Source organism: Flavobacterium cheonhonense (genome assembly GCF_035671315.1).
Taxonomy (GTDB): domain Bacteria; phylum Bacteroidota; class Bacteroidia; order Flavobacteriales; family Flavobacteriaceae; genus Flavobacterium; species Flavobacterium cheonhonense.
In genome coordinates, this window is record NZ_JAXAVY010000004.1 from 137,492 (window position 1) to 158,044 (window position 20,553).

At 39.2% G+C, this 20,553-nt stretch carries 19 protein-coding genes; 11 read left to right on the forward strand and 8 right to left on the reverse strand.

Annotated features, from left to right (window positions below; genetic code table 11):
- Window position 1: 1 nt before the first annotated feature.
- From SK086_RS10355 to SK086_RS10365, 3 genes are read left to right on the forward strand one after another with little or no spacing between them, the layout of a single operon-like run.
- Window positions 2–1,345, forward strand: coding sequence for an O-antigen ligase family protein (locus SK086_RS10355; protein ID WP_324691521.1), 1,344 nt, complete (start codon window positions 2–4; stop codon window positions 1,343–1,345).
- Window positions 1,320–2,330, forward strand: coding sequence for a glycosyltransferase family 4 protein (locus tag SK086_RS10360; protein WP_324691523.1), 1,011 nt, complete (start codon window positions 1,320–1,322; stop codon window positions 2,328–2,330). Before SK086_RS10355 ends, SK086_RS10360 begins: the two co-directional genes overlap by 26 nt.
- 47 nt (window positions 2,331–2,377) lie before the next feature.
- Window positions 2,378–3,772 carry an exopolysaccharide biosynthesis polyprenyl glycosylphosphotransferase gene (locus tag SK086_RS10365; protein WP_324691527.1) on the forward strand — a complete coding sequence of 465 codons (1,395 nt, stop codon included), beginning with the start codon at window positions 2,378–2,380 and terminating at the stop codon, window positions 3,770–3,772.
- Here SK086_RS10365 and SK086_RS10370 read toward each other — a convergent pair.
- Both SK086_RS10370 and SK086_RS10375 read right to left on the reverse strand, forming a co-directional pair.
- Window positions 3,752–4,873: a lipoprotein N-acyltransferase Lnb domain-containing protein gene (locus SK086_RS10370; RefSeq protein ID WP_324691529.1), complete on the reverse strand. Its 1,122-nt coding sequence runs from the start codon at window positions 4,871–4,873 to the stop codon at window positions 3,752–3,754. The genes SK086_RS10365 and SK086_RS10370 overlap by 21 nt on opposite strands.
- Before the next feature lie 6 nt (window positions 4,874–4,879).
- Complete coding sequence (locus SK086_RS10375) at window positions 4,880–5,947, reverse strand: putative type IX sorting system protein PorV2 (RefSeq protein ID WP_456151911.1); 1,068 nt, start codon at window positions 5,945–5,947, stop codon at window positions 4,880–4,882.
- Between the two features lie 109 nt (window positions 5,948–6,056).
- Between SK086_RS10375 and SK086_RS10380 the strand changes: the two genes are divergently transcribed.
- Complete coding sequence (locus SK086_RS10380) at window positions 6,057–6,818, forward strand: CDP-alcohol phosphatidyltransferase family protein (RefSeq protein WP_324691532.1); 762 nt, start codon at window positions 6,057–6,059, stop codon at window positions 6,816–6,818.
- Window positions 6,819–6,827: 9 nt separating this feature from the next.
- Here SK086_RS10380 and SK086_RS10385 read toward each other — a convergent pair whose 3' ends face one another.
- From SK086_RS10385 to SK086_RS10405, 5 genes are all read right to left on the reverse strand, one after another.
- Window positions 6,828–7,055 (reverse strand): hypothetical protein, encoded by a 228-nt coding sequence (locus SK086_RS10385; RefSeq protein WP_324691534.1) that lies wholly within the window; start codon window positions 7,053–7,055, stop codon window positions 6,828–6,830.
- Window positions 7,056–7,072: 17 nt separating this feature from the next.
- Window positions 7,073–7,813 (reverse strand): LPS export ABC transporter ATP-binding protein, encoded by a 741-nt coding sequence (gene lptB, locus SK086_RS10390; protein ID WP_324691536.1) that lies wholly within the window; start codon window positions 7,811–7,813, stop codon window positions 7,073–7,075.
- 124 nt (window positions 7,814–7,937) lie between these two features.
- A complete protein-coding gene (locus SK086_RS10395; RefSeq protein ID WP_290876648.1) occupies window positions 7,938–8,288 on the reverse strand; it encodes a carboxymuconolactone decarboxylase family protein in 351 nt (116 codons plus the stop codon).
- A complete protein-coding gene (tatC, locus tag SK086_RS10400; RefSeq protein WP_290876647.1) occupies window positions 8,281–9,102 on the reverse strand; it encodes a twin-arginine translocase subunit TatC in 822 nt (273 codons plus the stop codon). The genes SK086_RS10395 and tatC overlap by 8 nt, the downstream gene beginning before the upstream one ends.
- Entirely contained in the window at window positions 9,102–10,067 is a 966-nt protein-coding gene (locus SK086_RS10405; RefSeq protein WP_324691537.1) for a KpsF/GutQ family sugar-phosphate isomerase, read from the reverse strand. Before SK086_RS10405 ends, tatC begins: the two co-directional genes overlap by 1 nt.
- Before the next feature lie 86 nt (window positions 10,068–10,153).
- Between SK086_RS10405 and recQ the strand changes: the two genes are divergently transcribed.
- Entirely contained in the window at window positions 10,154–12,349 is a 2,196-nt protein-coding gene (gene recQ / locus SK086_RS10410) for a DNA helicase RecQ (protein ID WP_324691538.1), read from the forward strand.
- Window positions 12,350–12,376: 27 nt separating this feature from the next.
- Here recQ and SK086_RS10415 read toward each other — a convergent pair whose 3' ends face one another.
- Window positions 12,377–12,616: a hypothetical protein gene (locus SK086_RS10415; protein WP_324691540.1), complete on the reverse strand. Its 240-nt coding sequence runs from the start codon at window positions 12,614–12,616 to the stop codon at window positions 12,377–12,379.
- A 58-nt stretch (window positions 12,617–12,674) separates the two neighbouring features.
- Here SK086_RS10415 and SK086_RS10420 point away from each other — a divergent pair, with 58 nt between their 5' ends.
- From SK086_RS10420 to SK086_RS10445, 6 genes are all read left to right on the forward strand, one after another.
- Window positions 12,675–13,727, forward strand: a complete 1,053-nt coding sequence (locus SK086_RS10420) for a DUF2891 domain-containing protein (RefSeq protein ID WP_290876643.1) — start codon at window positions 12,675–12,677, stop codon at window positions 13,725–13,727.
- 33 nt (window positions 13,728–13,760) lie between these two features.
- On the forward strand, window positions 13,761–15,323 hold the full coding sequence (locus tag SK086_RS10425) for an NAD(P)/FAD-dependent oxidoreductase (protein WP_324691543.1): 1,563 nt from the start codon (window positions 13,761–13,763) through the stop codon (window positions 15,321–15,323).
- Between the two features lie 83 nt (window positions 15,324–15,406).
- The gene (locus SK086_RS10430) at window positions 15,407–16,729 is read left to right on the forward strand and encodes a hypothetical protein (RefSeq protein WP_324691545.1); all 1,323 of its coding nucleotides are present in this window, start codon (window positions 15,407–15,409) and stop codon (window positions 16,727–16,729) included.
- Between the two features lie 74 nt (window positions 16,730–16,803).
- Complete coding sequence (locus SK086_RS10435; RefSeq protein WP_290874726.1) at window positions 16,804–17,328, forward strand: sigma-70 family RNA polymerase sigma factor; 525 nt, start codon at window positions 16,804–16,806, stop codon at window positions 17,326–17,328.
- Window positions 17,329–17,336: 8 nt separating this feature from the next.
- On the forward strand, window positions 17,337–18,239 hold the full coding sequence (locus tag SK086_RS10440; protein WP_324691547.1) for a FecR family protein: 903 nt from the start codon (window positions 17,337–17,339) through the stop codon (window positions 18,237–18,239).
- Window positions 18,236–20,518: a TonB-dependent receptor plug domain-containing protein gene (locus SK086_RS10445; RefSeq protein ID WP_324691549.1), complete on the forward strand. Its 2,283-nt coding sequence runs from the start codon at window positions 18,236–18,238 to the stop codon at window positions 20,516–20,518. The genes SK086_RS10440 and SK086_RS10445 overlap by 4 nt, the downstream gene beginning before the upstream one ends.
- Window positions 20,519–20,553 lie beyond the last annotated feature (35 nt).

The following is a 20,553-nucleotide window of genomic DNA, read 5'->3' on the forward strand; positions in this document are numbered from 1 at the left end:
GATGAATAGCGAAGAAAAAAAATACGCTTCTTTAATTCTGTTGCACATGGTGATAGGGATGGTTATTTTTTACATTCCCGCTTTGTCTAAATCTTTTGCTGCTTTAGTCTTTATTATAGGTCTTTTTTTAGTGGTTAAAAACCAAAATAAAAACCAAGAAGTTTTGCTGGTCTCCGGTTATATAGTGGGAAGTGAAATTCTATTCAGAATGTCCGGTGGGATTATTATCTATGAGTATGCTAAATACTGTATTACTTTTTTTATGATCTTAGGGATGTATTATAACGGCTTTTCCAAAAATGCTGTGCCCTATTGGGTGTTTTTGATTTTGTTAATACCCGGACTTTTAGTGGCAACCGAGACCTTAAATTTAACAACCGATTTGAGGAAAACCATTTCTTTTAATATTTCGGGGCCAATTTGTTTAGGTATTTGCTCCATCTATGCTTACAATAAACCATTGTCTATAAATAAACTAAATCAAATACTGTTGTTTACAAGCTTGCCTATAGTATCAATTACTGTTTATTTAATTTTATACACCCCTGATTTAAAAGAAGCATTAGTCCTTGGAACGGGTTCCAACTATTTTACTTCGGGTGGATTTGGGCCGAATCAGGTGGCTACTATTATGGGATTGGGAATGTTTATTTTCTTTTCCAGATTAATGTTGGAATCCAAAACTAAAGTACTGTTCATTATAAACATTCTTGTGACTTTTTTTGTCGTTTATCGAGGCTTGTTGACTTTTTCTCGTGGCGGAATGGTAACCGGGTTTATCATGATTGTTATCCTTTTGTATTACCTGTACAGGTCAACACAGCACCGAGGAAAAGCAAAATTAAACTACATTTTTGGTGTCATGGTATTGTTGTTTTTTGCGATTTGGAGTTATACCTCTACACAAACCGACGGATTAATTGAAAAGCGATACGCTAACCAAGATGCGAGTGGTAGAGTTAAGGAAAGTCAGTTAACCGGTAGGGAAGAAATTTTTGCCAACGAAATAAATTCGTTTATTAATAATCCTATTTTTGGGATTGGTGTGGCCAAAGGAGTTGAAGATAGGTTAAATTTAACGCAAGAGGTTGCCTTGTCTCACAGTGAAATATCCAGAATGATGGCAGAACACGGCATGTTTGGGATAGTAGCTTTGTTGGTTTTATTGTTTACTCCGATAGTTTTGTTTTTAGATAACCGCCAACATATTTTTTTATGGTGCTTTATAGTGTTTTGGCTTCTAACAATCAATCATGCTGCTATGCGAATTTCGGCGGCAGCTTTTATATACTCTCTGTCTTTATTTAAAGTATACATCAATGAAAAGAATCCTTTGCATAGGTAATAATTTAGTCAAGCATGGCAATACAGCCACTTCTATAGTGGTTATGGGTGAAATGTTTGAGCGTGAAGGATATGTGGTTTATTATGCCTCCTCAAAGCAGCATAAACTGCTCAGGATGATGGATATGATTTTAAAAACAATTCGCTATGGTAGCAAAGTAGACTATGTTTTAATTGATACTTACAGCACGGTGAATTTTTGGTATGCCTTAATCATATCCCAACTTTGTCGATTGATGAAGGTAAAATATATTCCGAAATTGCTTGGAGGGGATTTGCCTAATCGATTAAACAAAAGTCGGTTTTGGTGTGATCTGATTTTTAAAAACGCTTATCAAAATGTAGCGCCTTCGCCTTATTTGTTTACTGCTTTCAGTAAATTGGGCTACAAAAATTTGGTACTTATTCCGAATTCAATAGATTTAGGTAATTATTCCTTTCATAAAAAAAAGTTTGATGTGCCCAAGATACTATGGGTGCGTTCCTTTGCGCAATTGTATAATCCGGTTTTGGCTGTCAAGGTGCTTTTAGCCATTAAAAACAAATATCCAATGGCTCAACTTTGTATGGTTGGTCCTAAAAAGGATGAGAGTTACGAGTCAACAGTTGATTTTGCTACTCAAAATAATGTTGAGGTTACATTTACCGGTAAGCTTTCCAAAAAGGAATGGGCTGATTTGTCTCAGCGTTACAACTTATTCCTCAATACAACTCATTTTGATAACACTCCGGTGAGTGTCATTGAAGCCATGGCATTGGGCTTGCCAATAATTTCTACCAATGTGGGAGGTATTCCTTATCTCTTACAACATGAAAAGAACGCTCTTTTGGTTAATGACAATGATTTGGATGGTATGGTTGCACAAATTGAAAGATTGTTTTCGGAACCTCATTTGGCTAACAACATGGTGTCTAACGCACGAGATTTGGTTCAAGGTTTCGACTGGAATATCATTAGAAAACAGTGGTTTGATTTACTCCGATAGTTCGTTAATATTTATTAACTTGCACCGCTGAATCGGAAAATTTAAAAATGAAAAAACGAAAGGACATACACTTTGAGGTGTCTGAAAGAAAGGTCTTGTTGAGAATCTTCGACTTACTTTCTGTGCTTTGTTCTTTGTATTTTGTAGGAATTATTTTTCAGTTTGATTACTTTAATATCTCAGCCTCTAATTTTTATTGGACTATCGTATTAGGTCTTTATTTGCTTTTCTTCGGCTCTGTATTTGAGATGTACAATTTGCAGGTTGCCAGCAATCAGTTCCAGGTAATCAAAAGCATTATTATCAGTTCGTCAACCACCGTTTTGGCCTATCTGCTAACACCGCTTTATACCCCGGTTTTACCTTCAAATCGTTTGCAAATTTTAATCTTCTTCTTCGCCATTTTCGGAGCATTGTTTGTTTGGCGAATGGTTTACGTGCGCTTCTTTGCTTCGAACCGATTTGTAAAAAAGGTCATTTTAGTTTGTGATAAAGAGCAAGTCAAAGAATTGGTAGATGGTTTGGAAAATGCCGATCCGCATTACCGTGTTTTAGGCTTTGTCAATTCGGATAGTACCAATTTGTCCGATATCAATTTGCATAACCTCAAAAATATTGATATTAACGAGTTGGAAGTTTTTGTCAAACAAAATTCCGTTTCAGAGGTAGTTATCGCGTCTCAAAAAACTGACGGAATTACAGTGAATCTCTACAATCAGTTGATTCATTTGTTAGAGAACGGCTATATAATTCGAGAGTATACACAGGTGTATGAAACCATCACCCAACGTATTCCTGTGCAGTATGTTTCCCGAGATTTTTATCGGTATTTCCCATTTAGTCGCAGTAATCAAAACCATTTGTACCTTACGGTGGTTCGTTTCTTGGAAATTGTGATTGCTTTAATCGGATTAGGAGTAGGCCTAATTATCGTGCCTTTGGTGCTGATAGGGAATCTTTTCGGGAACAAAGGTAATTTGTTTTATACCCAAGAAAGAGTAGGGCAAAACGGGAAAGTTTTCCGAATCCTAAAATTTAGGACGATGATTAAAAACGCTGAAAAAGCGGGTGCCGTATTTGCAACATCCAATGATTCACGTGTGACGCCATTCGGTAGAATCATGAGAAAATCAAGAATAGACGAATTTCCTCAGTTTTACAATATCTTGAAAGGTGAAATGGCGGTAATCGGTCCAAGACCGGAACGTCCTATATTTGTTAATGAAATCGCCGAAGTGATGCCGTTTTACGAAACCCGGCACGTAATTAAACCCGGATTAACGGGTTGGGCTCAAGTCAATTATTCTTATGGCGAAACCATCGACGATAGCTTGATAAAACTGCAATACGACTTGTATTATATTAAACACCGAAGTTTGTTCCTCGACTTCAATATCTTGTTTAAAACCTTTAGTACGGTTTTATTTTACAGGGGACAATAATCTCAGAGGATTCACACCGATTATTTTTAGTAGCATATAAAGTGTTGACACGATAAACGGCAACATGATCGGTAAGTGCGGTTTATTAATCATGACAACCGTGTAAACCAGCAACAAAGCGATACTCACTAAACTTACTTTTTGCAAGCGGTTATTTTTTAGGAAAGGCAACAGTATAAACAAAGGCGAAAACAATAAAGCGTTGTAATTCCACAATACTTCCTGATGTTCAGAGTACAAGCCAACCAAACAAAGAAATAAGCCTAACAAACCGCAAATGAATAAATAGGTGAGGAATAACCAACGTTTGTTAAGCAATAACAATAGTGCCAAAAATGCGATAATGCAGTAAATGCTGTTGAAGAAAGAAAATTCTGCCTCCGCTTTCGGTGTTCCTGCTGCCAAAGTGTTTTTGCGAATTACCAACGAATTACCGTTGATTTTTGCTTGGTCTAAGCTGTGCAACAATTCTGTCGGCAAAAACAACTGCTCGGCTTTGGCATCAGTTTTAGCACCAAAAATGATATTGATGCCGAGTTTGTACCAAAAGTAATCTTCAAAATACGGATAAAGCAATTCGCGGTAAGTGATGGTTTTGTCATCTACTTTTTCCATTTTTTTGCCATCCAATACACCGCCTATTTTTTCGTTAACCATAGTGGTACAATTGCGGTCGATGAATTTATAAGTGTAATAGCGTTCAGAGCTGTAAAGAGCAGCACTTAATTCGTCTAGTAATTTTTGTTTGCTGGCAAGTGGTATATCGAGTGTTTGCTCTATTACTTCTCTGCCGTCGGTTTGGTATTCGTAGATGAATTCTTCCACCGAAGTCACACTCATAAAATACTGCAAATTGCCTTTCACAAACTTTAAGTAAAAGTTTTCAGTTCTGAAATCGAAAGTACCGTAGTTGAAAACCACATCGAGTTGGTTGGTTTCGTCCTTGATGCGAAGTGCTGTGTGCCCGAAAGTAGAGTACAATTGTTCTCCGCGACCACAAGTAAAAACACTGACTTCCGCTTTATCGGATAGTTTCGGACTTTGAGAAAAGGCAGTAACACTGAAGGCGAGTAGGAGTAAGAGCCCTATTTTTTGCAACATAAAATTTTATCTAAAAATACTCAAATCAACTTTAACCGAGAAAATATTGGAGTACAAAGCGGCACTTTGGTCGCCCAAATCGGTTAAGGCGTAATCTATTTGGATGCCTTTGTATTTGAAGCCTAAACCAATATTAGGTTGAAAATTCACCTTAGTAGAACCGTCCAATTGTTGTACGTTTTGAAAATTCCCCACGCCGGCACGCAGAAAAACCAAATCGGTATAGCCAAATTCAAAACCAACGGCGGGGTCAATACTCACAGCGTCTGAAGCAATTACATCGTTGGTTCGGGCAAATTGCATATTTAAGTTTACTGCTGCCAATAGTGTATAATCGTAATGAAATTCGAATTTTTTGGCGATACCCAATTGCGCTTTAGGCAATGTGATTTCGGTACTTTCCGGTAATTCCTGATTTTGTCCGGCAACGGCATCTTGAATGTCTTGGTATTTGTCTTCGTCGATGGCCCAAACGTTGTAAGTAGTGGTGATGTCGCGTAACATCAATCCGAAATGCCAATCGTTTCTGTCGAATTGCAAGCCAACATCAAAACCAAATCCCCAAGAATTCGCAAAATCGCCAATCACTCGTCGAATCACTTTCGCATTCACACCGTATTGAAAACCTTCGAGTTTCATTTGGCGGGCATAGGAAAAAGTTAAACCGTAATCGGCCGTTGAGAAAAGACTGATACGGTTGTAATCAATGTTACCTTCGCTATCGATTAATTGCGTGGTATTCAGGATATCATCGACTCCAAAGCGAATCAGGGAAACACCCCAAGCACTTCTGTCGTCTATTTTTTTAGCGTAAGCGGCATAATCGTATTGGGCAATATTGGCAAAATAACTGGCGTGCATTAAAGCGGCTTCACTGTCTTCAATTTTTAACAAACCGGCCGGATTCCAATAGCCTGAATTCACATCGCCCGTATAACCCGTTACGGCATTCGACATCCCCAAAGCTGCTGCATCTACACCGATATTCATGAACTCGTTGGAATATTTTCTAACGGCTTGACCATGAGTCGTCAGGCTGATGAATAACAACAGTATAGCAATTGTTTTTTTCAAGGCAATTTTTCTTTTTACAAATATCACATAAAAATCTTGAATATAAAACGCAGAAGTCTGCAACTTATTGTATTAAATTTGCAATTCTAAAAATTAACAAACGCTGTACATGAACCTTAAAGCTCAGATTCCCAACTTCTTTACGATGCTGAATTTATTTTGTGGTTGCGTTGCTTTGGTGTTTGTTGCCGATTTTGGATTTTATTGGGCTTTCGGTTTTGTTTGTTTGGGGATTTTCTTCGATTTTTTCGATGGTTTTTTTGCTCGAAAATTCAATGTAGCAGGACCTTTAGGAGTACAGTTGGATTCTTTAGCCGATATGGTGACTAGTGGTGTAGTTCCGGGTTATGTGATGTATAAGATGTTGGCAGAAGCCGAAGTCAATTCAAGATTCAATGCCAAATTGAATACTATAGAGACTTTACAGAATGAGATTTATGTGATACCTTTCTTAGGATTCCTCATTACTGTTGGTGCTTGTTACCGTTTGGCTAAATTTAATATTGATACGCGTCAATCAGATTCTTTCATAGGTTTGCCTACTCCGGCCAATGCGCTTTTTGTAGTAAGTTTGCCCTTGTTGTGGAACCCGGATGTTTGTCCGTATCAAGTTATAGATATATTAACCAATACCTGGTTTTTATTGTCGGTTACAGCAATTAGCGCTTTTGTAATGAATGCCGAGATTCCGTTATTCTCTTTGAAGATTAAAAACTTTAGCGTGGCCAAATATAAATTGCAGCTTTTCTTCGTGTTACTCTCGGTTTTGATGCTGGTATTCTTAAAGATATTGGCTGTGCCGTTGATTATACTGGTATATGTTTTACTTTCGATTTTCAATAATATAGTCAATAAAAAAGCTTCCAATTAGGAAGCTTTTTTATTGACTAAGCAAAATCGATAAAATTATTAATCCGAAAAACAGTAACATCCCAACAAAAAAAAGATATGACTTTTTGTGCGCAAAGTTTATGGTAGCGCCATAGTTAGGGTTAGGTTTATCTACCAGTAAGCGGTCATCTTCTTTGTTATAGTAAAATAGGCCCCATTTCCAATACTTTTTATTGGTACGCCATTCTTTCTGTGTTTCCTGACTTGGGTTTTTCACGATAATAAATTTTGAGATTAGAAGTGTAATTTCTTTTTGCGCAACTCGAAGTTTTGCCCGAGATATACTTTTCTTACCATTTCGTCTTCAGCTAATTCTTCGGGAACTCCGGCTTTTAAAATGCCGCCTTCAAACATCAAATAAGTTTTGTCGGTAATGGCTAAGGTTTCTTGTACGTTGTGGTCGGTAATTAAAATGCCGATATTTTTATTTTTCAGTTGGGCTACAATTCTTTGAATGTCTTCTACCGCTACCGGGTCAACTCCGGCAAAAGGCTCATCAAGTAAGATAAACTTAGGGTCGGTAGCTAAAGCACGGGCAATTTCAGTACGTCTTCTTTCTCCTCCGGACAACAAGTCGCCGCGATTGGTTCGGATGTGCTCCAAACTGAACTCGGCAATCAGGCTTTCCATTTTGGCAATTTGTTCTTCTTTTGAGAGTTTGGTCAATTGCAAAACACTGAGGATATTGTCTTCAATACTCAATTTTCTGAATACAGAAGCTTCTTGTGCCAAATAGCCAATGCCGTGTTGGGCGCGTTTGTACATCGGGAAATCAGTGATGTTCATGTCGTCCAAATAAATATTCCCCGAATTGGGTTTTACCAAACCAACAATCATATAAAAAGAAGTTGTTTTTCCAGCTCCGTTCGGACCCAAAAGCCCAACAATTTCTCCCTGATTTACTTCTACGGAGACGCCTTTTACCACGCTTCTGCCTTTGTAGGTTTTGACTAAATTTTCGGCTCTTAATTTCATTTTTTTGAGTGCCTAAGCGGCTAAGTTACTGAGTGACTATGTTTTTATAATTGCAAATAAACAAAATCCATTTGCTTGATTAATAGTTTTAACTTCAATTTAAATACCGAAGATTCACTACTCTTTATTGACCACTTTCTTCTAAAGCTTCCCAAAACTCGTAAGCTCTTCTCAAATGCGGGATTACGATAGTACCGCCTACTAGAGTGGCGATACCCATGGCTTCCATCATTTCTTCTTTGGAAACACCTTCTTTATAACTGGTTTCCAAATGGTATTTGATGCAATCGTCACAACGCAATACGGCTGAAGCGACTAAACCCAGTAGCTCTTTTGTTTTTACGTCTAAAGCACCTTCGGCATAAGCATTGGTGTCCAGATTAAATATTCGCTTTACAATTTTATTGTTGTCTGCCAATAACTTTTCGTTCATTTTAGAACGATAATCGTTAAATTCTTTTACTAAATCACTCATTTTCTTTTTCTTTTTCTTTTTTCGAGACAAATGCGGATATCAATATACTAGCTTCGTATAAAATCAATATCGGAATAGAAACAATAACCTGACTTGGAATATCCGGTGGTGTAACTATCGCTGCAACAATCAAAATGATTACTATGGCTGCTCTTCTGTATTTTCTAAGGAAATCCGGTGTAACTAGCCCTAATTTGGTTAGGAAATACACAAAAATCGGCAATTCAAATACCAAACCGCTAACAATCAACGAAGTTTTAATCATGCTGATGTAAGAGTCAACCGTGAACTGATTTACGACAGTCGGACTCACATTAAAAGTTGCAAAGAAATTGATGGTTAACGGTACTATAATAAAATAGCCAAAGAGTACTCCGATGAAAAACAATAGTGAAGAAATCACAATGAATAAACCGGCTTTTTTTCTTTCACTTTCATACAAGGCCGGGCGAATGAATTTCCAAATTTCCCATAAAATATAGGGAAAACCTAAAATAAATCCGGTCGTAATGAGTATCCAAAGATAGATGGAAAACTGTCCGCCTACTTCTGTGTTTTGGATGATAAAGGAGAATTCAGTAGCACAAGCGTACGAATCATCTACGCCAAAAAAACGGGTGACTTTACAGAAAAACTCGTAAGTCACAAAATTAGGATCTTGTGGCCCGAAAATAATCTCATTAAAGATGAAATCATCAATAAAATAGGAGGCACAAGCAATGGTAATAATTACAATGGTGCTTCTAACCAACATCCATCGGAATTCCTCTAAATGGTCGAGGAACGACATTTCTTTAAGCTCTTTATTCGCCATTATACGATGCCTTCTTTTAAAATATCGTGTAAATGAATCACACCTTTGTATTCGTCTTGGTCAATAACCACCAGTTGCGTAATGGAAAAATCCTCTAAAATATTCAAAGCATCGCTTACCAAATCGGTCGATTTGATTCTTTTCGGGTTTACCGTCATGATGTCTTTGGCAGTTAAGCCTGTAATGGTTTCGGTTTTATTGAGCATTCTTCGGATGTCACCATCAGTAATGATTCCGATTACTTTGTCATTTTCCACCACAGCCGTTACACCCAAACGCTTTTCGGAAATTTCCATAATCACCGTTTTGATGTTGGCCTCAGGTGTTACATGCGGTTTGTGTGTTGTGTCTAACATATCGCCAACCCTAAGCAACAATTTCTTGCCTAAAGCACCACCGGGATGGTATTTGGCAAAATCTTCTGCGGTAAATTGACGCATTTCCATCAAGCAAACGGCCAAGGCATCGCCCATCACCAATTGTGCTGTTGTGCTATTGGTAGGTGCTAAATTGTTTGGGCAAGCCTCGCTCTCCACATAAGTATTTAATACAAAATCGGCTTCTTTACCTAAAAATGAAGTTGTATTTCCGGTGATGGCGATGAGTTTGTTGCCAAATCTTTTCAACAATGGCACCAATACTTTGATCTCCGGACTGTTGCCGCTTTTGGAGATGCAAATCACTACATCGCCCGGTTGTACCATGCCCAAATCACCATGAATGGCTTCAGAAGCATGAAGAAACAAAGAAGGGGTTCCGGTAGAATTTAAAGTGGCTACTATTTTTTGCGCAATGATGGCACTTTTTCCGATTCCGGTGACTACTAATCGTCCCGAAGATTGGTAAATAATTTCTACAGCTTTAACAAAATCCTCTGTCAAAAAATCAACCAATCGTGAAATCGCTTCACTTTCAGCTAAAATGGTCTGTTGCGCAGAGGCTAAAATGGTTTCTTTTGAGATCAAAATTGTACGAATATAAAATTTGTGTGTGTAAAAGAAAGTCGTATCTTTATGTTTGCAAATTTATGTAAAAATACCATTAAAGCAGAATGAATTTAGACGAAATTGACATCCACGCAGCATTAAAAAAATATTTTGGTTTCAGCCAATTTAAAGGATTACAGGAAGAAGTCATAAAAAGTATTATTGCTAAGCAAAATACATTCGTTATCATGCCAACGGGCGGCGGGAAATCATTATGTTACCAACTGCCTGCTCTCATACAAGAAGGAACTGCCATCGTAGTTTCACCTTTAATTGCTTTGATGAAAAATCAGGTAGATGCCATTCGAAGTTTGTCTTCTGAAAACGGCATCGCCCATGTGTTGAATTCCTCTCTTACCAAAACCGAAATCAATCAGGTTAAAAAAGATATTACTTCCGGTATAACCAAATTGTTGTATGTCGCTCCCGAATCGTTGACCAAAGAGGAATACGTAGAGTTTTTACAAAGCGTTACTATCTCTTTCGTAGCCATCGATGAAGCGCATTGTATATCCGAATGGGGACATGATTTCCGACCGGAATACCGCAACTTGAGACAAATCATCAAGCAATTGGGCGATGTGCCGGTTATTGGTTTAACGGCAACGGCAACGCCAAAAGTGCAGGAAGACATTCTTAAAAATTTGGACATGACAGACGCCAAAACTTTCAAAGCGTCGTTCAACCGTCCGAATTTGTTTTATGAAGTACGCACCAAAACCAAAAATATTGAAGCGGATATCATCCGCTTTATCAAACAAAACAAAGGCAAGTCGGGGATTATTTATTGTTTGAGCCGCAAGAAGGTAGAAGAAATTGCCGAAGTGCTCCAAGTAAACGGTATTAGTGCCGTTCCGTATCACGCCGGATTAGACGCTAAAACCCGCGCCAAACACCAAGACATGTTCCTGATGGAAGATGTAGAAGTGGTGGTGGCGACTATTGCCTTCGGAATGGGAATCGACAAACCGGACGTTCGTTTTGTAATTCACCACGATATTCCGAAATCTCTTGAAAGTTACTACCAGGAAACCGGTCGTGCCGGACGTGATGGTGGCGAAGGTCATTGCTTGGCTTATTATTCCTATAAAGATGTAGAAAAACTCGAAAAGTTCATGTCGGGTAAACCGGTGGCCGAACAGGAAATTGGTTTTGCCTTGTTGCAAGAAGTGGTGGCCTATGCCGAAACTTCGATTTCCAGACGTAAATTTTTATTGCACTATTTCGGAGAAGAATTTGATAGTGAAACCGGTGAAGGCGCCGATATGGATGACAATGTCAGAAATCCGAAAACCAAAGTCGAAGCCAAAGATCAAGTCAAAATGTTGTTAGAAGTGGTGCGTGACACCAAGCATTTATACAAATCCAAAGAAGTGGTATTTACCCTAATCGGACGTGTAAATGCCACCATCAAAGCACACCGAACCGATACGCAGAAATTCTTCGGTTGCGGTGCTAACTACGATGAGCGTTATTGGATGGCCTTAATCCGACAAGTTTTGGTAGACGGATTGCTAACCAAAGACATCGAAACCTACGGTATTTTGAAAGTTTCTGAACGAGGTCAAGCATTCATTCAAAATCCAACTTCTTTCTTAATGTCGGAAGACCACGAATACAGTGAAAATGAAGACGAGGCCATAGTAACAGCCTCTAAATCGAGTGGCACAGCCGATGAAGCTTTAATGGCGATGCTCCGCGAATTGCGAAAAAAAGTGGCCAAAAAATTAGGTGTTCCTCCGTTTGTAGTTTTTCAAGATCCGTCTTTGGAAGACATGGCGCTGAAATACCCGATTAATATTGACGAATTGAGCAATGTGCACGGCGTAGGCGAAGGCAAAGCCAAAAAATATGGTAAAGATTTCGTAGAATTGATTGCCCGCTATGTAGAAGACAACGACATCATTCGCCCGGATGATTTGGTGGTAAAATCTACCGGAGCCAACTCGTCTAACAAATTATACATCATTCAAAACATTGACCGAAAACTGTCCTTGGAAGATATTGCCAAAGCCAAAGGAATGAATATGGATACCTTGCTCAAAGAGATGGAGCAAATTGTCTATTCCGGAACCAAACTCAATATCGACTATTGGATCAATGAGATTTTAGACGAAGAGCAACAAGAAGAAATTCACGATTATTTTATGGATTCTGAATCCGATAAAATTGAAGAAGCCCTCAAAGAATTCGATGGCGATTACGATATAGAAGAACTCCGATTGATGCGGATTAAATTCATCAGCGAAGTAGCGAATTAGAATAGAGAAGCCAAGGCTTCTCTTTTTTTATGGAATGTACAATTCGCCTCGGTGTGGTTTTAAAGCATCTCGCATCGGTATCATTTGCTCGTCATTCACTACAATAAAAGCAATAGCGTGCATTTCGTTTTTACTTTCAAACCCTGTAATGGTTATTGGTAATTTTTCGATAGCGATGTATTCTTTTAAATGAATTTCATGATGTTCCGCAGTTTTAGCCGCTGCCGGTCCGCGAAAATCCCAAATGAGTTTGATTAGTCTAGACATAAAAACGAAATTGTTCGGCAAAGTTAACTTTTTGCTACATTTGAAAAAAAGCAAATCCATGAAATATCTCCTTTATATATTACTTTGGGTCAGTGGTACAGTTGGAGCACAAGAATTAACACTCGAACAAGCCAATCATTTAGCATCTTTACCCTTAAAATGCCTGCAACAGGAATATCCCAACAAACTGGGACAAATGTTGTTGGACAGCACCGAAATACAATCGCCTAAAAAATTGCACCCAACTTTCTACGGTTGTTTCGATTGGCATTCATCGGTTCACGGTCATTGGAGTTTGGTGTTTTTGCTGAAGCGATTTCCAAATCTGGCGAATCGACAGACAATCATTCAAAAGCTTAAAACCAATTTGTCTAAAGCCAATATTCAGGTGGAAATTGATTATTTGAACAAAAAACACGAAAAATCGTTTGAGCGAATGTACGGTTGGACTTGGTTGCTCAAACTCCAATTGGAATTGGAAACTTCAGCCGAACCGTTTGCGCAGGAGTTGGCCCAAAATTTAAAACCCTTATCTGAAATTATAGTCGATAGATATATCGAGTTTTTACCTAAACTACTGTATCCTGTTAGGGTAGGTACACACACCAATACCGCTTTCGGATTGACCTTTGCTTGGGATTATGCAGTGCATTCTAAAAACCAACTATTCCAACAAGCCATCCGTGACAATGCAGTTCGAATGTTCGCTAAAGATGAAAATTGTCCTTTTACTTGGGAACCGAGCGGGACAGATTTCCTGTCGCCCTGTTTGGAAGAAATGGCTTTAATGCAACGGGTTTTACCGGAAGGCGACTTCCTGATTTGGCTTAAAAAGTTCGCTCCGCAACTCTTTTCCAAGAAGTTTTCTTGGGAAGTGGCTCGTGTTTCCGATCGAACCGATGGTCATTTGGTGCATCTTGACGGACTTAATTTTAGCCGTGCGTGGAATTTATACGGATTACTTCATCGCTATCCAAAGCAGTTTTCGCATTTGAAAGCATTGGCCGATTTTCACTTCAATTTTTCCCTGCCTGCAGTAGTCGACGGCAATTATGAAGGCGAGCATTGGTTGGCTTCGTTTGCCTTGCGCGCTTTTGAAGAAAAAAAGTAATTCGATTTGTTTACTTTTGCTGAAAATTAAATCATGCCACGCGAATTACTTTTTCAAGTCTCTCCCGAAACCGCCCACAATGAAGTTCTGCTTAAAGAACAAGTAGCCAAGTTGTTTCAAGTTGCCGTGAGCGACATTCAAAAAGTAGTGGTTGTAAAGCGTTCTATTGACGCCCGTCAAAAAGCCATTAAGTTCAATATCAAGGCGAATGTTTTTCTGAAAGGCGAGACCTATTCGGAATCTGCCATCGAACTGCCGGAGTATCCTAACGTCAGCAATGCTCAAGAAGTAATTGTAGTAGGCGCTGGACCGGCCGGATTATTTGCTGCCTTGCAATTGATAGAATCTGGTCTAAAACCAATAGTTATTGAACGAGGGAAAGATGTGCGTGGTCGCCGCCGTGATTTAAAAGCCATCAACCGCGACCATATTGTTAACGAAGATTCCAATTATTGTTTCGGAGAAGGTGGCGCCGGAACGTATTCCGATGGTAAATTGTACACGCGTTCTAAAAAGCGAGGCGATGTCGACCGAATTTTAAGGCTGTTAGTGGCTTTTGGAGCTACTCCTGATATTTTAGTCGAAGCGCATCCGCATATTGGTACCAACAAATTGCCACAGATTATTCAAGATATTCGAGAAAAAATCATCGAGTGTGGCGGACAAGTATTGTTCGAAACCCGCGTGAGTGATTTTGTTATCAAAAGCAATGAAATTCAGGGTGTTGTTACCCAAAACGGCGATACTATTTCGGCCAATAAAGTCATTTTAGCTACCGGACATTCCGCTCGTGATATTTTTGAATTGTTAGACCGAAAGAAAATCCTAATCGAAGCCAAACCTTTTGCCTTGGGCGTTCGCGCTGAACATCCGCAGGAGCTAATCGATAAAATCCAATACAGTTGTGATTTCAGAGGTGAGTATTTGCCTCCGGCGCCGTATTCGATAGTGAAGCAAGTCAACGGTCGCGGCATGTATTCGTTTTGTATGTGTCCGGGTGGTGTGATTGCGCCTTGTGCTACCAGTCCGGGTGAAGTGGTAACCAACGGTTGGTCGCCTTCCAAACGCGATCAAGCTACTGCTAATTCCGGCATAGTAGTCGAATTAAAATTAGAAGATTTTAAGCCTTTTGCCAAGTTCGGAGCGCTGGCCGGCATGGAATTCCAAAAAGCCATCGAGCAAAAAGCGTGGCATTTGGCAGGTCAAACCCAAAAAGTACCGGCGCAACGCATGGTCGATTTTACCCATAATAAATTGTCTTCCTCTATTCCTAAAACGTCTTATGTTCCGGGAACGACTTCGGTAGAACTTGGACAGGTATTTCCCGGTTTTTTAACCCAAATCATGCGTGAAGGTTTTGTACAGTTCGGCAAATCTATGCGCGGGTACATGACAAACGAGGCAATCCTGCACGCGCCAGAAAGTCGTACCTCTTCTCCGGTCAGAATTCCACGCGACCACGAAACCTTAGAGCATCTGCAAATCAAAGGCTTGTATCCTTGTGGTGAAGGTGCCGGTTTTGCAGGTGGTATCATTTCCGCAGCTATCGATGGCGAAAAATGTGCGCTTAAAATTGCCGAAAGTCTCCTAAAATAAATTAATTTTCATTTTTGTTTTAAAAAAGTAGGGTGGTGGCCTTTTGCGTTGTCTAACCTTAAAACACTAAATCATAAATCAAAATGAAAAAGCTAAAAATTTTACTCTTATTATTGACCGTTTCGGTAGCCGGTTTTTATTCTTGTTCCGATAACGATCCGGTAGAAAACGAGATTGTGACTTCCAAAAGTGTCGCTTTGCGTACTACTTTAAACGAAATTAAAAAAGCCAACAACATCAGTGGCAGAAATGCCAATACGCCGCAAGACCAGTTGTTCTGCTTTCAATTTGTTTATCCTTTGACTTTGTCTTATAACGATGGCACTGTGATTACAGTGGCTACCGAAGCAGGCTTGTTGGATATTTTAAGCGCAGAAACGGAGACTTTATTCATTACCGGTATCGCCTTTCCTTTTCAAGTGCAACAAGAAGGCGCGATTACTACCATTGACGACGAAGCTGAATTTTTCGCTTTGGTTGAGGGTTGCGGATTTAACACGATTAACGATGATGTATTGCAATTTGGTTGTTTCCAAATGATTTTTCCAATTTCTGTAATTAACAGTAACGGAGCCACTATAGTTGTAAATACTCAAGGAGAATTGGAATCGATGTTGATAGTTGGTGATGTAGTAGATTTGGTTTTCCCTTTTAATGTCACTCAAAATAATGAAGTTATTGAAGTCAACAGTTTGAATGAATTGTTTGATTTGTATGATGATTGCGATGGGAATTCAGGATCTTGTATTTGTACTGCCGATTACAATCCGGTTTGTGTGCAAACTGCAAATGGTATAGTAGAATATTCCAATATTTGTTTGGCAGAGTGTGATGGTTATACCCAAAATGATTTGGTTCCTTGTGCACCAACTTGCAATATCACCAATGTAATCGCTACGCCGGGAACTTGTAATACAGACGGTACTTATCCTTTGACCGTTGATTTTGATTATGCCAATACAGATTCTGCCTATTTTTCAGTGTACAACTCTTTAGGAGCTTGGGTTGGAACCTACCTTTTATCCGATTTACCGGTAACCATCCCGAGTTATCCGAGTCTAGGTTCAGCTTCAGATTATTTTGTAATCAGAATAGGAAATAATTTCGATTGTAATGCTTCACAACAATGGGCAGCACCGGTTTGTCAAACTTCGTCTGGCAACTTTGGGGATCAATTAGGGACTTGCTTTAATATTGCTTTCCCGGTACAAATTCAGTCGCAAGGTGCTTTGGTAACGGCCAATGACAACGGCACTGTTTTACAATACTATTTCCCGGCTCAATCTAATATTCCGGCTTTTGTATATCCGTTAACGCTCATATTTAATACACCAACCGGTCAGGTTTCTGTTGCTGTGGACAATCAAGCCGGCTTAGAAGCAGCTATAGCGGCTAATTGTAATTAATTGTATCTATAAATTGGGAAGAATATCAATTACGACACAACCTTAGTCCTAAGGTTGTGTCTGTATTGTAAGCTATGAAAAACGAAAATCAAAAAGCTACACTCTGTTCCGAGTCGGTATTCCGTTCGGTTTTTGACACTAATTTTAAAGTGTTGCGGAACTTTTTGGTTTATAAATTCAGAGGCGATATTGAAAGTGCTGAAGATATTGCCCAAAATGCCTTTGTTAAGCTTTGGGAAAATTGCGGGATATTGCAACCCGAGCAAGCCAAAAGCTTTTTGTACACTACAGCCATTCGATTGTCGTTGAATACCATCAAACACAACCAAGTGGTTACTAATTTTGAGTTGCAATTCCAAGCCAAATCAGCACACAAAGAGTCGCCTGAATTTTTGATGGAAGCCTCCGAATTGAAAGACCAATTGGAAAAAGCCATCAATGAGTTACCCGAAAAACAAAGAACAGTATTCTTGATGAATCGCTTCGATAACCAATCGTATACCGAAATTGCGGCTGCTTTGGATTTATCGGTAAAAGCAGTGGAAAAACGAATGCATCTGGCCTTGTTGTCATTGAGAAAAGTAGTCAAAAACGTTTGAAATTTAGTATGATGGAAGCGCAAAACGAAAAGTATTTATCCGATTGGTTGGCCAATAAAATTACCGATGAACAATTAAAACAATTGGTTTTGGCGGAGGATTTTGAGGCTTATCAAAAGATAAAAATCGCCCTTGACGGATTGGAAATTAAGCCGCCCGACACGGAGCAAAATTTCGAAGCCATTCGGCAAAAGTTAGCAGATAAAACGCCAACAAAGCCCAGAGTTGTTTCGCTTTGGCGTTATGTTTCAATCGCGGCAACGGTTTTGGCTTTTTTCGGATTGTATCATTTTTTTATCGCGCAAAATGACGTTATATCCGATTTTGGAAAATCCCGAGTGATTACTTTGGCTGATAATTCTAAAGTATCGTTAAATGCCAAATCAACTTTGTCTTACGGTAATTTATTTGCTTATCAAAGAACCTTGCAACTTCAAGGTGAAGCTTTTTTTGAAGTCGAAAAAGGCAGTCCGTTCACCGTTGAAACACCATTAGGAGAAGTATTGGTGTTAGGAACCAAATTTAATGTCGTGGCCATAGGCGATTTGTTTGAAGTCAAGTGTTACGAAGGTAAAGTGAAAGTGTCACACCTAAACCAATCGACCATTGTCACACCGGGCGAAAGTGTTCGTTTTTACAAAGGAACTTCGGAAAATTGGGCGGAAACCACAACGGCTAAACCGACTTGGATTTCCGGAGAATCGTCTTTTAAAAAGGTACCGATGCGTTATGTGATTACCCAATTTCAAAACCAATACAACGTGGCGGTCAAATATCCGAAACACATCGAGAATATCAAATTTACCGGCACTTTTACCCATAAAGATGCCAATGTGGCTTTGCAAAGTATATGTTTGCCATTACAATTAAAATGGAGTAAAAACAGCGAAACCATTATCCTTTCGGAATGAAGAAACTAATGTTGATGAGCTTCTTTTGGGGCTGGACATTGTGTTCTTGGTCACAGCAAAAGGAGTCGTTTTATTATACCAATACCCAACTTGCCCAAGTGCTTTCCGACATCGAGAAAGCATTTGCGGTTAAATATTCTTATGTGGATTTGTTGGTCACTGCTCAAAAGATTTCGGTGCCGAAAAGATTGTATTCCTTAGTCGAAATCAATTCCCAAATTGAACAACAAACGAACTTAAAAATCATCCGAATTAACGAACGGTTTTATTCGATTAGTCCGGCAGAAACAGTTGAGATGATTCCGTTAAAAGAAGTATTAGTGGAAGAGTTTTTAGCAAAAGGCATTAAGAAAACCAACCGGCATTATATTATTTCTCCTCAAAAAGTGCAAACACTGCCTGGGATTACCGATGCGGATGTTTTGCAATCGCTCCAACAATTACCGGGCGTTAAGAGTCCGAATGAAACTGCAACAGGTTTGTACATTCGAGGCGGAACAGCCGATCAAAATTTGATTTTGGTAGATGGTATTCGGTTGTACCATCCCGGACATTTGTTTGGAATGATTTCGAGCATCAATCCCAATGTGGAGCAAACCGTAAACTATTATAACAAAGCCGTTAGCCCGAAGTTTGGCGAACGTGTTTCCGGCATCATCGATATTCAATCGACCGATGCCATTTCGAAAAAAGTAAAAGCCAACGCGGGCATTAATGCGCTTAATGTTGATGCTTATCTGCAAATACCTTTGGTGAAAGACAAGTTAGGATTGCAACTTTCCGGTCGAAAATCGATAACTGAATGGTGGCAATCGCCTACGTTTGCACAGTTGGAGAACAAGGTTTTTCAAAATACTAATTTTCGGGAATTTGACAATCAAAACCAATTCAAGTTCCATGATTATTCGGCTAAACTCAACTTCAAGCCTACCGATAAAACAGCCATTTCCTTAACGACTTTGGTCATCAAAAACGATTTGGATTATCAAAATACCATTGAAATCGATAGCCTTAACAACCAACAAATGACGATCGAGAATTACGGCTTCAGCTTGAATTGGATTCAAAAGTACAGTCCGAAATTCACCCAAAAAACAACATTTTTCTATTCGTTATACAGCTTTGATTACCTCAGAAAGTTGGACTATTCAGTCGATAAATTTGAAGCTTTTAAGAAATTGAATCGGGTAGTGGATTCGGGTGCCGAAATCAATTTTGAATACCAATCAGACAGCAAGGCCAAAATCGAGTTCGGGTATCAAAGTTTTGGGAATGATATTTCGCATTTGTTTAACAGCTATAACCAAGACTTGGGCATCGTTCTAGGATTGAAACATTTGTACAATGTAACCCACGCAGGATTTGTACAGTTTCAGCAAAGTATCGGCAGTTGGCATTGGCAACCCGGTCTACGATACAATTATTACAGTCAGCTGAAAACGTCGAGTTTCGAACCCCGAATTTTAGTGCAAAAAAACCTCTCGGATGCTTTAATCTGGCAGGCGTCATATGAAAGTCGCAGTCAGATTTTGAGTCAGGTTCGCGAAGAAGCAGCCGGCGATTTGAGTTTGGAAAACTACGTTTGGGTGTTGTCTGATGATTCGGAGTATCCTTTGCAGCGAGCCAAACAGTATACCAGCGGAATTATTTTTAAAGAGAACAATTGGTTGTTAGATGTTGAAGCCTATTATAAGAATATAACCGGCATCACGTCCTTTACTTTGGGTTTTTTGGGACAAAACGACAATAACATCCAACAAGGGAAAGGGTTTACCAAAGGTGTTGATGTATTGTTGCAGAAGAGTTCGGCGACTTGGCGTGCTTGGTTGACCTATACGTATCAAGACTCGCAAAATCGTTTTGATTTGCTCAATGACAGTAGTTATTTTCCTTCTGGAGCAGATATTAGACATCATTTTACGATGGCTTTCAATAAAAAATGGAAGCGTTTTTTAGTTACGGCCGGTTGGTTTTGGCATAGCGGGAAGCCTTACAGTACTATCAATGAGGCTGGTGATGTCATTTCATATAATGCTAAACGTTTGCCCGATTACCATCGATTGGATGTTTCAGCAGTTTATCAGTTTCAAACGGCTAAGGGCAATCATTTTAAAATTGGAGTGTCAGTATACAATCTTTACAACCGACATTCATTACTCAGCAAAGAGTTAGAGCGTCAATATGCCAACCTATCCGATTTTTCCAATCCTCGCTATTTTGGACGCGAATATTATACTTTAGGGATTATGCCTAATCTGTTTCTCAGGTTTTCTTTTTAAGCGAATTTTTAAGGATATAGCTTTCTGACGATAAG

Excerpts from the sequence above, each read along its gene's own strand:
- SK086_RS10355 (WP_324691521.1), top strand. The coding sequence starts at position 2 with ATGAATAGCGAAGAAAAAAAATACGCTTCTTTAATTCTGTTGCACATG.
- SK086_RS10360 (WP_324691523.1), top strand. The coding sequence starts at position 1,320 with ATGAAAAGAATCCTTTGCATAGGTAATAATTTAGTCAAGCATGGCAAT.
- SK086_RS10365 (WP_324691527.1), top strand. The coding sequence starts at position 2,378 with ATGAAAAAACGAAAGGACATACACTTTGAGGTGTCTGAAAGAAAGGTC.
- SK086_RS10370 (WP_324691529.1), bottom strand. The coding sequence starts at position 4,873 with ATGTTGCAAAAAATAGGGCTCTTACTCCTACTCGCCTTCAGTGTTACT.
- SK086_RS10380 (WP_324691532.1), top strand. The coding sequence starts at position 6,057 with ATGAACCTTAAAGCTCAGATTCCCAACTTCTTTACGATGCTGAATTTA.
- lptB (WP_324691536.1), bottom strand. The coding sequence starts at position 7,813 with ATGAAATTAAGAGCCGAAAATTTAGTCAAAACCTACAAAGGCAGAAGC.
- SK086_RS10395 (WP_290876648.1), bottom strand. The coding sequence starts at position 8,288 with ATGAGTGATTTAGTAAAAGAATTTAACGATTATCGTTCTAAAATGAAC.
- tatC (WP_290876647.1), bottom strand. The coding sequence starts at position 9,102 with ATGGCGAATAAAGAGCTTAAAGAAATGTCGTTCCTCGACCATTTAGAG.
- recQ (WP_324691538.1), top strand. The coding sequence starts at position 10,154 with ATGAATTTAGACGAAATTGACATCCACGCAGCATTAAAAAAATATTTT.
- SK086_RS10415 (WP_324691540.1), bottom strand. The coding sequence starts at position 12,616 with ATGTCTAGACTAATCAAACTCATTTGGGATTTTCGCGGACCGGCAGCG.
- SK086_RS10420 (WP_290876643.1), top strand. The coding sequence starts at position 12,675 with ATGAAATATCTCCTTTATATATTACTTTGGGTCAGTGGTACAGTTGGA.
- SK086_RS10425 (WP_324691543.1), top strand. The coding sequence starts at position 13,761 with ATGCCACGCGAATTACTTTTTCAAGTCTCTCCCGAAACCGCCCACAAT.
- SK086_RS10430 (WP_324691545.1), top strand. The coding sequence starts at position 15,407 with ATGAAAAAGCTAAAAATTTTACTCTTATTATTGACCGTTTCGGTAGCC.
- SK086_RS10435 (WP_290874726.1), top strand. The coding sequence starts at position 16,804 with ATGAAAAACGAAAATCAAAAAGCTACACTCTGTTCCGAGTCGGTATTC.
- SK086_RS10440 (WP_324691547.1), top strand. The coding sequence starts at position 17,337 with ATGATGGAAGCGCAAAACGAAAAGTATTTATCCGATTGGTTGGCCAAT.
- SK086_RS10445 (WP_324691549.1), top strand. The coding sequence starts at position 18,236 with ATGAAGAAACTAATGTTGATGAGCTTCTTTTGGGGCTGGACATTGTGT.